The sequence below is a fragment of the Xanthomonas sp. WCS2018Noco2-27 genome (assembly GCF_031843525.1).
GTDB lineage: Bacteria > Pseudomonadota > Gammaproteobacteria > Xanthomonadales > Xanthomonadaceae > Xanthomonas.
Window position 1 is genome coordinate 888,540 of the sequence record NZ_JAVTIK010000001.1, and the last position, 12,482, is coordinate 901,021.

Below are 12,482 nucleotides of genomic sequence, written 5' to 3' on the forward strand. Positions count from 1 at the left end.
TCCAGGGGCCGTTTTGCCCGGGCGGGTGCGCAATGACGGGCATCCCACTGCCGGCGCCGGTGCTGGAGGCGTTGGCGTTGCTGCCGAACGGACTGCAACTTCCAGCGCATCGTGCATGGCTGATGGCCGACTCGCAGCGGCTCGCTGAGGCGATGCGCCGCATCGAGGCGCAGGTGATCGCGCCAACAGCAATGGCCGAGCTGTGGCTGTGGCTGGCGCATCTGGTGATCGATTGCGGCTCGCGTGCATCGACGACCGGCGAATCCTATGCCCGCACTGTAGGTCGATGGCTACAGTGGTGTGCGGCTAACGGCGTGGACCATGCCGTGGTGACCGTGACCGAGTTCGACCGCTGGCAGCGTTGGTTAGCGATCGAATGCCGCAACGGCGCCGTGTGGCGTCGCCGGCAGGTGCATGCGCTGCGCGGCTTCTACGACTGGCGTCGCTCGCGCGGGATTGCAGCCACGAACCTTGCAGCGGACATCACAGGCCCGCGCGTGAAGCCGAAGCCTGCACGCAAGTACACCGATGACCACCTGCGCGCCTTGTTCCGCTCGATCGAGCAGATGCCGCAGGTGCGGCAGGTGCGCGACCGTTGTGCACTGTTGCTGCTGCTTGCCACCGGCATGCGGCGCGAGGAGCTCTGCACACTCCGGCTTGAACAGCTGGAATTGACCGCGCGTACCGGTGTCGTACGCATCACCGGCAAGGGGGCCAAGGAGCGCGATGTCCCCTTTGAGGGACCGGTTGCCGCCTCTGTGCATGCGTGGCTGGAGCAGCGTGAAGCGCTGCCGTTCCAGCTTGATAGCACCGCGTTGTTCGTTTCGCTGAGCACCGGCACGCGCGGTCAGGCACTGTCCCTGCGCAGCTTCGAAACGATGGTGGCGCATCACGCCAAGCGGGCGAAGTTGCGCGAGTGGGGAATCCATCGGTTTCGCGTCACGTTTGCCACCCAGCTGTACGACGAGGGTGCCGACATCGAGACCATCCGCGCGCTCATGGGCCACGAGAGCATCGAAACCACGCGGCGCTATCTGGCTGTATCCGAGCGTGCTCGCCGAACACGGCTGAGCGCAGACCGCCAGCACCGCGTGCTGGGGACGAAACCTACGGGCACGCCGCTCTGGGCGCGTATCGCAACAGGGGAGGTGGTGCGTGATTGAGGGCGTGAGTTTCAGCGAGCAAGGCGAGCAGGTGACTGACTTTGAAGTTACGCTGCTGCAGCAGTACCAGGCACAGGACCAAAGTGTGCTTGGTGCATTGGCGCGGCGGTTGTTGGCTGAGTTCGGGCCGCGCCACGGCACGCAGGCGATGGCGGCAGTGCTGGATGAGCTTGGGTCGGAATACATCTACGTCGCCCGCCGCAAGCATTTTTTTGCCGGTTTTTGGAGGCAAGAGCGCGATCAGCTGATCGCGCAGATGGCCGCCAATGGTGACTCCTGCAGCGAGATCGGGCGCGTGTTCGGAATGAACCGCACCGCGGTGCACAAGCGCATGAAGCGTCTCCCGGTTAAGGGGACAGGCAACGGCCCGGCGGGCAAGACTCAGGCATGACCGCCATCCGTCCCCGTCGCAAATTGAGCCCTGCGGAGTTGAAGCAGCGCCGCGAGGCCGCGCAGAAATCCACCGGCCCCCGCACGCAGGAGGGCAAGGCCCGTAGCAGCCGAAACGGTTGGAAACATGGGCTGACCAGCAAGATCCATATCGCGAGTTTCGACAGCGGTATCCAGTCGCTGCTCGGCGCCGTTGGTCGCCCGTGCTTGAGCACCTGCGCAAAGTACCCATGCCCATTGGTGGAAGACGGCACCACCAGCCCCGGCGGCAGCTGCATGGACAAGCAGGTTTACGTCCAGGCATTCACCGCGCTGATCGATGCGATGCAGAGCGGCGCGATGGAGGGTGTGCACGGCATCATGGCTGCTGAGGCATCTGCAGCTCTGCAGTTGATGCACGAGCTGCGCACCACCATCAGCGCGGACGGTTTGGTGGTGAAAGTACCGATGATCAACGACGAAGGCCGAGTGATCACGCGCGACGACGGCAGCGAGGTGATCGGCAAGATGATCCCGAACCCTGCCTACGAAATGTTCTTCAAGTCGCTGGAGCGCATGGGCATCAGCCTGCCGGAGATGCTGGCGACACCGAAGTCGAAGGCAGCGGCCAAGGTCGACGACGAACGAGCAGACGCAATGCAGACCATCCTTGGCGGCATCTTCCAGCGCGGTACTGCCGGCAAGCGTCCGGCGTTGCCGGCCAGCGGGGAGTGACGCGCCAAAAATCCAGCGTCGGAATTCTGCAAGGGCAGATGCTCGATCGGGGCGTTTACAACGTCGACGAGTTCGAGGCGTGGCTGGCCGATCGCGGATGGGCGTGGCGCCAATTGGAGCGGGGTGATTATGGCGTCACCCTTGACGAGGCGCTTGTGCTCTATACGTTCGAAGACCCGTTGCGCTGGGCCGAAACATTTCTGTTCGAGCCGGACAGCGGGGACCCGTATCGCTTTTGGGATTACCAGCGGCCCAGCGTGCAAGCGTGGATGCAGGACGTTGTCCACCAGGACGGTGCCGAGTGCGGCAAGACGCGCGAGATCATTGCGTTGGTGGCATGGGCGGGCTGCACGGCTGTGGGTGGCCGCGTCGCCAACCCGTCGTCGCTGGTCGCCGCGCCGCAACAAACGCATTTGGATGAAATCATCCTGGCGCTGGAGGAACAATTCGGCGTTGCAGATGGGGCCGGCCAAAAAACGCTGATCCAGCACTTTTGGCTGAAGCCGAAGAAGACCCCGCACACCATGCATCGCTTCTACGCGCCGAACCCGGTGCGACCAGATCGCCCGAGTATTGCCCGCACGTATTACCGTCCAGGCGGTCACGACGGCGAAGCGTTCCGTGGCGTGCATGTCAGCGCGCTTGCGTTGTTCGACGAAGCTGCCAAGGTCAAGAACAAGACAATTTTCAGTGAGTTCTGGCGCGCCTTAAAACCGGGCTGCCGCTCGCGCGTGTATTCCGTGCCAGACGGCGATCGCGGCAGCGAGTATTTCCGCCTGACGCAGCAAGCCGTCGAGAATCTTCCGGTGGGCAAGCCCGGCAATCGGCTGTTCCGTTGGCAGCAGACGATGAAGCCCTACCCGTTTTGGGGTCCAGAGCGCGAGGCAGACATGCTCCGCCGTTTCAATGGGCGCAATACGCCTGGCTACCAGCGCAACGTACTTGGTGAGCACGGCCAAGCAGAGAACCCCGTGTGGCCATGGGGAATCTTGCTGCCCAATGTGGTGGACCGGCCGGACTATCGGGTCATCAAGCTGCATGCGGATCACGAGGCCGACATGCTTTCAGTCGAGGTCGCGCGTGTGGAGCTGAGCATGCAGCAGGGGCGCAAGATCGGCAGTTACGTCACCCTGTACGACGACGCGTGCCCACTGCGCCCGCTGCTCAAGGGGCGCGACGCCGACCGCCGCGCAGCCATGCTCAACATCCTGCGTCCCTATGTCACCGGTGCATCACAGGGCGTGTTCTGGGCCGGCGCCGACCTTGGCGAGCGCAATGACCCAACGGAGATCCTGTTGAGCGAAGAAGTCGGTACCGAGCTGCGCGACCTGGTGCGCATCCGTGCAATCGGCTTCCCGTACCACCTACAAGAAGAACTGATTGCCGCGCTGGATAGCTTGTTCCGACACCTGCCGTTCTGGGGCGCCGACCTTGGCAGCGCCGGCACGACAGTGGTGAAAGACCTGATCAGTGTTGACCGTTTTGTGCAATGCAATTTCGAGGATCGATTGGTGGGGTTCCATTTCCAGCAATCCGTCGAATGCATGGGCGAAGACGGCGAGCCGCTGCAGGAAGAGGACAAGCGCACCGGCGAAATGGTCACGCTCACAGCGCCGGCCAAGCATTGGGCCACGCAGTGCATCACTGCGCGCCTGCAGGCCGGTGGCTACGCCATGCCCTACGACCAGGACGCGCTCAACTCCATGTCCACTCAGACCGCCCGTGAGGGTGCTAAGTGGCCGATCTACAGCAAGCAAGACGACCACATCCCCGATGCGCGACGCCAACAGATGTTGCGTCGTCTGCGCAGCCTGCAAGACGAGGGCTACGGCGTCGACGTGTTTTCCTGCAGCATCATCGAAAGGACCGCCGCGTGAATCTCAATCCAGCCAGTTGGTTCCGTGGCAAGAGCACGGAACCGACACGCAACCAGGGTGGCGGCATCGCCGCATCCATCCGTGATACGCAGAACCTAGGTGTGTGGCAGGCGAGCATTGGGGGCTGGCAGCCGCGTACGGTATCGCCCTGGCTTTACGAGGCGCTGAAGGAGGCCGTGCCGATGCTCGACGGTGGGCTAGGGCGCATGGTCACGCTGGACGGCGTGCTGGGTGTGCAGGGCGACAACGACACGCTGGTCGCCGAGATCGAGGAGTGGATGGCGAGCGTGCCGGTCAACGACCTGGAGAACGGTTACCAGGCCATGTATGCCAGCCAGGGTGAGGAAATGTTCGAGCAGGGGCATGGTATTGCCGAGTTCGTTTACTCGCCGACCGGTCGCGATGTGGTGGGCCTGCGGGTGGCGGACAGCAAAGGCACGGCGTTCGTGCGAGACACCGACCGCATGCGCGTGTTCTATCGCAACCCCAACGCTTACAGTGACCGCCGGCCCGATGGCCTGGGCAATGTGGAAGCCATCTTGCAAGGCCGCGTGCGCGGTACGCTCACTGCGGGCCTTCTGTTGGAAGTTGGCTATGTCGAACTCGACCCTGCACAGCTCTCCATCGCCATCAACCGACCGGAGGCGGACAACCCCTACGGGACCTCAATGCTGCGTGCGGTGCCGTTTGTGTCGCAGATCCTGTTGCAGATGCAGAACAGCACGCGTCAGGTGTGGGGTCGATTTGGCGACCCAAGTTTCCACGTGGCGTTCTCTACCAAGAGCAACAAAATCGACAGCGCTGCTGCGCAGAAGCGTGCCGAAGCCATTGCATCCAGCCTGGCTACAGCGCTTGCCGCCAAGGCGCGCGGCAATAGTGTCGATGTGGCCACCGGCGTCGGCATGAACGACGAGATCAGCATCGACGTAATCGGTGCGGTAAACGAGGCACTGCAGATCGAATTGCCGGCGCGGCACATGATCGAACAGATCGTGGCGTCATTCGGCATTCCGGCGTGGATGCTGGGCGTTTCCTGGGCACAGGCGGCCGGTATCGCAGAGCCGCAATCCGAGTTGGTTCTGCAGGATGCCAAGACCCGGTTTGCGCGACGCGAAGCATCCTTGCGCAAACCGATCGAAGCAATGCTGCGTGCGCGTGGACGCACCTGGAAGAAGGGCGACTGGAAGCTGGTTCAGCATTTGCCTTCACTCACCGACGAGTTGAAGCGTGCGCAGGCAGAGTTCCTGCGAGCGCAGGCGGCCATGGTGCTAGGAAACACCTCGCAAGGTACGGGGCAGGGGCTAGACAACACACTGCGCTCGGCCGGGCGCCAGCCGCACAAGCATGGCCACGGCTGCATGCACACCAAAGCCAGTAGCGAAGACGCGGAGCCGTGGGCCGAACCTGACGACGCGCTGCCCGATATCGAGCAACGCACCATCGCGCAACTGCTGGCACGGTGGAAGCGCCTCCAAGCAGACGCTATGGCGCTGCTTGGTCTGAGCGCGATGAAGGCTGCAACGGTGTGGAACTTCGACCTGTCACTTATGGTGCAGATGGTATCGCTGGGCCAGTCATCGACGAGCGGCATCATTGATGATCTGGTGGCCGGTGCAATGGATGCTTACGAGCGCGGCACGATCAATGCGCGCGCGGAGATCGAATTCGATTGGACCGAGCCAGCCGTGCAACAGGCTATCCAGGCCTCGCGCGAGCGCATCAATGACAGCGTGCGCCGCGATGGCCTGTCGCGCGTCACTGATGGCGTGACGCGTGAGTACACCACTCGCATCGTTGGTGCGCTGTCGTCGGGTCAGTTCGATGGCGAGAATCCCGTGCAAGTTGCTGCAGCACTGGAAGACATGTTCGAAGATGGCAATAGCAACTGGGAGCGCCTGGCGCGCTCTGAGGTTGCCGACGCCCAGGTGCAGGGCAAACGCGAGATGTATCTGCAGGCGGGCTTTCAGCAGTACGACTGGATCACCGCCGGCGGCTGCATCATATGCGAGACGCTAGCCGCCAACGGACCTTACCAACTGGATGATCCGCAGGCTCCGTTGCCGATGCGTAGCAGTCATCCAAACTGCAGATGTTCGATAAGAGCTTCGAGCTAAGCTTCGGGCCAGCCACAGTAGCGCGCAGCCTCTGGCGACTGCAGTGCGGTCTGGATAACTAGAGCGTGGGCAAGCAGCTCTGACCAATTGCGTTCCTCGACCGTGCCACCGATTTCATCATGGAGCCGATCTCCGGCCGCCTCATCAAGGTAATCGGTTTTCGCTGGGCGCTTGCCCAGCAAAGCGTCCGCTCCGACATTGGCCAAGGCAAAGGCCGCATCGTAGATATACCTCTGCGGCGCCGCCCCGATGGACTGATCCCCATCGTTCGGCCTCACCAAGAACGCGCCGTTCCTATACTCCGTCGGTGGACTGATCATTCCGTTGACCGCGTTGACTGCACGCCGTAAAGATTCCATGCACTGTTCTCCGAATTGTTGTTGCCCAATCTAGCAGACAGGCAACGCGACAGCACGGAATCCTTCACCCATTGAGCGCTAAGACCTGGCGCCGCATGTCCCCTTGGGGGCGCGATGGAGGATGCCGTGAGCGAGCCGAACACCAAACTGTCCGAGATTCAAAACCTTCCTGCAGCCGAGCTGGCCGATCTTCTGCAGGGTCTTACGCTCGACGAGCTGACTGCGCTGCGCGCGATTGAGGTTGCTCAAAAGGACGGCGGTCGCAAAGGCGCTCTGGCCCATATCGATAGCGCCATCAAGGATGCCTCGGATAAAACAGCGTTGGACCAAGCCGCTATCGGCGAGGTTCAGCCCGCCGCCGGCAATCCGGCAGCCACGACGACCGGTCACGCAGAAGCAAGTTCGTTCGAGGCCGGCAATACTTTAGCTCTTGACGAAAATGGGCGTGTCATCGGCATGGCGCCGCGTGACATGCTACCCGCCACCGAAACCCCTGATTGGCAGCATGAAGCCTACTCCGGCCCGCTGAACATCCCGCAGGCCGATTGGCGCCGCCACAACATCAAGCCCGTGCGGGCGGTGCGCGAGAAGTGAGCGCGCAGAAGCACAAGCGGCTGCACCTTGCGATCAAGTCGGCCGGCGATGCCAGCGCCGAGCAGCTGACCGCGATCCGTCAGTACGCACTTGCGGATTTGCCTGCCGAGAAACTGTACGTGCGCACGTTCGCCATCGCGCACAACGCTATCGACCGGGACCGCGAATGCTTCGACGAAGCACTGCTGGCTGACTTCGCCCGCACGCTGCCGGGCAAGGGCCTCTTCATCAAGCACCCCAGCGGGTGGGATGGCGACAGTGGCCCGGGCAAGGGGCGCTGGTTTGCGGCGAAGCTTGAGCGCATGTCGCTGGACGAAGCGCGCACGCTGCTGCGCGAGCCTGAGCTGAAGTTTCCGCCAGGCGTGGAAACCGCCGTGCTGCTCATGGCAGACGCCTATCTGATCCGCACGCCCGGCAATGCCGATCTGCTCGAAGAGATCGACGGCGGCGTGGTGGGCGATGTGTCCATCGGGTGCACCGTCAAGGACTACGAGCGTCTGCTGGATGAGCAGGGCAACGAACTCAATGCGTGGCGTCTGGTGGGGCCTGGTGAGGCTCTGGAAGCGTCGCTGGTCTGGCTCGGCGCGCAGCCGGGCGCACGCGCCATCAAGGGCGCACAACGAACAGAGGAAGACGACGTGGATATCACCAAGAAGCTGGAAACCGCCGATGGCCGCATCAAGGAGTTGGAGCGTGACGTCGCCACCAGCAAGGCATCGCACGATCTGGTGCTGGCACTGCGCAAAGCGCTCGGTGACCACGCGCACCTGATCGACAAGCCCGAGTTGCTGAGTACCGCGGTGAAAGCGGCAGACGCCTATCGCAAGCAACTGATCGACGACGTGGTGGCTGCGGAGCGCCAACTGGGCCTGCTCGGTGACGACGAAGAGGCGGTGACCTTCGCCAAGGGCATGTATGCCGGCGATTCCGTCGAGCGCCTGGAATCGCTGCACAAGCGCTACGGCGAGCGTGTTGCCAAGGGTGGCCGCATGCCGGTGCCGGAAACGAGCAGCCGCAGCGGCACCCCTGACCCGGCCAATCCGGGCAACGGCGATATCAACCCGGCGTTCGCGTAAGCGCGCGCCAGCCATTTTTTCGGAGAACGCCCATGGCACTGAACATCGCCAGCCCCAGCGAGCTGGTCAAGAACGTCGGCTTCGCGCACACCGCCGCTACCACGGCCCGTGTACCGCTGGTGATCGGCGGCAAGCCGCTGATCCCGCTCAATACCAAGCCCGCCAACGAGCGCAACGCCTACGTGTACGAGTCGGAGGTGGACAACGCGCCGACCGACACCGGCACGGCCTGGGCGGTGAACGATGCCCTGTACTGGGACGCCGCCAATGCGCGCCTGACCAAGACCGCCGCCGGCAACACGCTATTCGGCCACGCCCTACAGCCCAAGGCCGCAGCCGTGGCGGTGAGCGGCCTGGTGGCGTTCGACGCCTACACCGTCGCCTGACCGGCGGCATAGCCATCCAAGGAACAGACACATGACCGCAGTAGCGAAATTCAACAACCTGGCCCGCCTGCCAGCGCAGAGCGAGCAGCAGCGCATGGCGTTGGTGCAGGCCATTGACCTGGAGCTGTCGCTGCCCGGTCTGTGCCTGGATCTGATCGGCGGCAAAGCCGCCAACGACTCCACCGTGACCCTGGTGGGAAAGAGCGCGCAGCGCGCCGATGGCCCGAAGCTCTCGCTGGATGCAGTGAAGGCGGCGCTGCGGGTGAAATACCCGACCGCCGCCGATACGCTGGTCAGCAGCGATGTGCCGGCGCGCATCGATCAGTGGTTCCACACCGGCATGCAGGAGATCGACACCGGCTGGACCAACCTCTATCGGCTGGTCGATATGCGCAACGGCAACCAGGACGCATTCGAGGTTGCCACCGGCGAGTTCGGCATCAGCTTCAAGCAGCGCGCACCTGGCGAAAAGACCGAGATCTGGCGCCTGCCGAGCGAAACCGAGATGTCGGTGAAGTACGTCACCTACAGCGCTGGCGCCGGTGTGTTGGATGACTGGCTGCGCTACAACAAGTGGTGGGCGGTCGAGAACATCATCACGGAGTTCCGCGCCAAGGCCTGGATGAATCAAGCCGAGCAGCACTATGGGCTGTTCACCGCGTTGGGCGCAGGCATTAACTTCGCCCACATCGCAGGCGATGACATCGGTACCGAAACCCTCAACGCTGCGGCGGCTTTCATCTACCGTCAGCAGCAGCTGAAGGGTACTGCGGTCAGCGCCAGCACGCCGTTGTGGATCGTCACCAGCCCCGAGAAACGCGGCTACATCTTGCGCATGCTCGAGGCCACGCAGGGCAGCCTGATCATCGGCTACCAGAACGGCATCCCGTTGGCGGTGACAGTGGCCGGCGTCATCGCCACCACCTATGTCCCGGCCAACGACGCCGGTTATTACCTGGTGTTGCCGCAGCGCCGCAACGCGCGCGGTGTGTGGATGGACCTACAGATCGAGAAGAACCGCGACATCTACAAGCGTGCCGAGGACTGGGTGGGCACCATGCAGTACAACGCCATCATCGCGGACACCTCGCAGGTGCGCCGCGTGTTGTTCCCAGGCTGACGGGGTAGGGCGGTGCGCAAGCGCCGCCCGTTGCGATGACGGCCAAGGTCACGATCCAGGACATCATCGATGCCGGCTTCCGTGCCGAGCAGTTCGGCACTCCGCTGGGTGACGAGGCTGCCAGCTGGAACCAGGCGGACGGCTATGTCGATCGTCTATTGACGCGTGTCGAGCGCTGGGCGCGTGGTCGCCTTGGTGTGCAGTACGACGCCATCGAAGTGATCACGCCGCAAGGCGAGGCGTTGCGATCGGCAGAACTGTGCTGGGCAAAGGCGCAGCTGTGGAATCGCCGTGCCGGCTTCGTTGACAGCAACGCCGCCACGAGCCTGGACAACATGGCCTACCTCAACCGCCGCGAATATGAGGCACAGGCCGAGCGCGCAGCGGCTTGCGCCGAGAGTTTTATGCAGCAAGTGATCGACCCTACGGAGCCGGTTGGCATTGCCATCGGTATCGCCGCCGCAGAGCGCGGCCCCTGGTTCGGGGGTTCTTCATGGCCGTGATGTTCCGGCTGGACATGAGTGGCTTCGCCAGCCCCAACATCGTTGCCTCTACGCTGCATGCGGCGCGCCAGGCCTTGCTACGGAACATCGCGGTCCAGATGGAGACGGGGGTCACCGACCGTGCCCGTGGGGCGGCGGGCGCAGCGGCTGGTTCGTATCCCATCCCGGCGCGTACCGGCGCTTTTCTGCGCGGCTTCACGGTGCAGATTGGCGACACCAGTGTGGCCATTGCCAATGACCGCGTGTACGCACGTGCATTGCATGACGGTTTCCAGCCGTACGGCAACGACGACGCGCGGCCCATTCCTGCGCGCCCCTATTTTGAAGATGCGGCAAAGGCCATCGACTTTGCGCGTGCCCAGGACGCGTGGCGGCAGGCGGTGACTGCATGATCGCTGCCGCACGACAGGAGTTGCATCGTCTACTGCTGGAAGACGCCGATGTCGGCGCGGCACTTTCCGCGCTTGGGCTTGGCTCGAATGGCAGCGCGGTGGTGCCCAGAGTCATCAAGGGGAATCGGCGCTTCGAGCAGATCGGGCAGGAGAACTTTCCATGTTGGATCAGCGAAAAAGGCGATGCCCGCGGTGCCGATGGCAGCAACGGAGGCGGCGACCCTGCCGGGTTGATCGTCAACAGCACGCAGCAGGATTGGCTGACCGATATCGAGATCTCGCTGGTCTGGCACCAGCAGGACTTCTCCCGCGCAGTGGATCAGCGCGATGGCATCACGGCGGCGCTTGTGCAGCTGCTGCTGCATCACCCATCACTCAACGACATGTGTTCGCTTGCCTTTGTCGCGAACGAGATCAATGACCGCGCATTCCGCGCGCCCACGCACTGGATCGCGTTCGTCGTCCGAGTGCACCACACCATCTACCGGGATGCCTGACATGAGCACCAAGCCCGTGCCCGCCAACGCCGACGGCCTGGTCGGCGTGTTGTTCACCGCAGAAAGCCACCCTGGCATTCGCCATATCGGCACCTACAAGCCTGGCGCAGTTGCGCGGGTATCCGCGTCAGAGGCTGTGCGTCTGGTGAGCGCCAAGCGCTTCCAGTACGCAAGTGAGGCCGATGCCATCGCGGCGGCTGAGCATCTGGAGCAGATCAATGCCGACGCCTTGGCTGGCTCCACGGAGCCGGCTGCCGGCGCACCCGGGCAGCGCAACGCCGCCATCATCGCCGAGCAGGAGTAACCCATGGCACAGGCCACTGGTGCAAAGAGCCGCGTCACCGCTGTTACCGAGAGCACCTACAACGAAGTGCCGGCGACGCCTGACGCGGAGTTGATCTACATCCAGACCTTCACCCTGAAGCCAAGCGCCGCACGCGAGCAAGACCCTACGCTAAGTGGGTTTCGTGGACAGGCCCGTGGCACGCTCGGGCGCAGCGAAGTCAGCGGGCAGGCTACGGTAAGCCTCGCGCCGGGCAGCATCGGCTTCTGGCTGAAACACCTGATCGGCGCCCCCGCCACGAGCGGAGCCGTGTCGCCGTACACGCACACGTTTAGCCTGGCCAATCCGATTCCGCCAGGGATTACCTTCGAGGTGGACTACGGCGCAGCGATCCCCGCGCCGGGGCGCTACATGCGCTACAGCGGCTGCCGCATCAATCAGGCGCAGTTCCAGTTCCAGACCCAGGGCACGCCATCGGCCACGATCGACATCGTAGGCTCCAGCTCGAACGGAACAGCGGTCGCTCCTCTGGACGCGACGCCCACCGACCCCGGCCACGCTGCGTGGGGTGTGAGCAACCTTGCACTGGTGCTGGATGGCGGTGCCACCGAGGTGTGCCTGGAGTCGCTCAATGTCACGTGGTCCAACGACCTGGATGCAGACCTGTGGTGCATCAACAACGGCGGGCAGCGGCACGGGCTGCCGGAAGGTTTCGCCATCGTCACCGGTGATGGAGTGGCGCAGTTCGACACCCCGGTGCTACTGACAAAAGCGCTTACCGATCAGGACCTATCTATCCAGGTATCGCTGACACGCGGCACCGGCGCAGGTACCGCAGGCAACGAGTCGCTGGTGCTCACGATCCCGCTGTCCACCATCGACCAGACCGCCCCGGAAATCAGCGGGCCGCGCGGCTTGAAGATGCCGTTCAATTTTGTCGCGCACCGCGAGACCGGTGAGCTGGCTGTAACGGCTGTGCTGAAGAACCAGCGCGCCACCATCTAACAAGGAGCA

15 protein-coding genes are annotated in these 12,482 nt (G+C 63.5%); 14 read left to right on the forward strand and 1 reads right to left on the reverse strand.

Translation table 11 applies throughout. The features are described 5' to 3' along the window. Positions 1–32 precede the first annotated feature (32 nt). The 5 genes from RQH86_RS03885 to RQH86_RS03905 are packed head-to-tail and all read left to right on the forward strand — an operon-like array spanning position 33 to position 6,258. Positions 33–1,163, forward strand: coding sequence for a tyrosine-type recombinase/integrase (locus tag RQH86_RS03885; protein WP_311238246.1), 1,131 nt, complete (start codon positions 33–35; stop codon positions 1,161–1,163). Further along, positions 1,156–1,554 carry an AsnC family protein gene (locus tag RQH86_RS03890; RefSeq protein WP_311238247.1) on the forward strand — a complete coding sequence of 133 codons (399 nt, stop codon included), beginning with the start codon at positions 1,156–1,158 and terminating at the stop codon, positions 1,552–1,554. Before RQH86_RS03885 ends, RQH86_RS03890 begins: the two co-directional genes overlap by 8 nt. Then, a complete protein-coding gene (locus RQH86_RS03895; RefSeq protein ID WP_311238248.1) occupies positions 1,551–2,267 on the forward strand; it encodes a hypothetical protein in 717 nt (238 codons plus the stop codon). Before RQH86_RS03890 ends, RQH86_RS03895 begins: the two co-directional genes overlap by 4 nt. Then, positions 2,264–4,144, forward strand: a complete 1,881-nt coding sequence (locus tag RQH86_RS03900; protein ID WP_311238249.1) for a hypothetical protein — start codon at positions 2,264–2,266, stop codon at positions 4,142–4,144. Before RQH86_RS03895 ends, RQH86_RS03900 begins: the two co-directional genes overlap by 4 nt. Then, positions 4,141–6,258 (forward strand): hypothetical protein, encoded by a 2,118-nt coding sequence (locus RQH86_RS03905; protein WP_311238250.1) that lies wholly within the window; start codon positions 4,141–4,143, stop codon positions 6,256–6,258. Before RQH86_RS03900 ends, RQH86_RS03905 begins: the two co-directional genes overlap by 4 nt. Here RQH86_RS03905 and RQH86_RS03910 read toward each other — a convergent pair. Beyond that, positions 6,255–6,617: a hypothetical protein gene (locus RQH86_RS03910; RefSeq protein ID WP_311238251.1), complete on the reverse strand. Its 363-nt coding sequence runs from the start codon at positions 6,615–6,617 to the stop codon at positions 6,255–6,257. The two genes, RQH86_RS03905 and RQH86_RS03910, sit on opposite strands and share 4 nt — an antisense overlap. Positions 6,618–6,743: 126 nt before the next feature. Here RQH86_RS03910 and RQH86_RS03915 point away from each other — a divergent pair, with 126 nt between their 5' ends. From RQH86_RS03915 to RQH86_RS03955, 9 genes are read left to right on the forward strand one after another with little or no spacing between them, the layout of a single operon-like run. Next, entirely contained in the window at positions 6,744–7,211 is a 468-nt protein-coding gene (locus RQH86_RS03915; RefSeq protein ID WP_153066040.1) for a hypothetical protein, read from the forward strand. Continuing rightward, positions 7,208–8,287, forward strand: a complete 1,080-nt coding sequence (locus RQH86_RS03920) for a hypothetical protein (RefSeq protein ID WP_115513054.1) — start codon at positions 7,208–7,210, stop codon at positions 8,285–8,287. Before RQH86_RS03915 ends, RQH86_RS03920 begins: the two co-directional genes overlap by 4 nt. Positions 8,288–8,319: 32 nt before the next feature. After that, on the forward strand, positions 8,320–8,673 hold the full coding sequence (locus RQH86_RS03925) for a DUF2190 family protein (protein WP_115513053.1): 354 nt from the start codon (positions 8,320–8,322) through the stop codon (positions 8,671–8,673). Positions 8,674–8,704: 31 nt separating this feature from the next. Continuing rightward, the gene (locus RQH86_RS03930) at positions 8,705–9,793 is read left to right on the forward strand and encodes a hypothetical protein (protein WP_115558993.1); all 1,089 of its coding nucleotides are present in this window, start codon (positions 8,705–8,707) and stop codon (positions 9,791–9,793) included. Between the two features lie 35 nt (positions 9,794–9,828). After that, positions 9,829–10,296, forward strand: coding sequence for a hypothetical protein (locus RQH86_RS03935; protein WP_115513051.1), 468 nt, complete (start codon positions 9,829–9,831; stop codon positions 10,294–10,296). Then, the gene (locus tag RQH86_RS03940) at positions 10,287–10,688 is read left to right on the forward strand and encodes a hypothetical protein (RefSeq protein WP_311238252.1); all 402 of its coding nucleotides are present in this window, start codon (positions 10,287–10,289) and stop codon (positions 10,686–10,688) included. Before RQH86_RS03935 ends, RQH86_RS03940 begins: the two co-directional genes overlap by 10 nt. After that, entirely contained in the window at positions 10,685–11,185 is a 501-nt protein-coding gene (locus RQH86_RS03945; protein ID WP_153066038.1) for a hypothetical protein, read from the forward strand. The genes RQH86_RS03940 and RQH86_RS03945 overlap by 4 nt, the downstream gene beginning before the upstream one ends. Before the next feature lies 1 nt (position 11,186). After that, positions 11,187–11,489 (forward strand): hypothetical protein, encoded by a 303-nt coding sequence (locus RQH86_RS03950; protein ID WP_115513048.1) that lies wholly within the window; start codon positions 11,187–11,189, stop codon positions 11,487–11,489. A 3-nt stretch (positions 11,490–11,492) separates the two neighbouring features. Then, the gene (locus RQH86_RS03955; protein WP_115513047.1) at positions 11,493–12,473 is read left to right on the forward strand and encodes a phage tail tube protein; all 981 of its coding nucleotides are present in this window, start codon (positions 11,493–11,495) and stop codon (positions 12,471–12,473) included. Positions 12,474–12,482 lie beyond the last annotated feature (9 nt).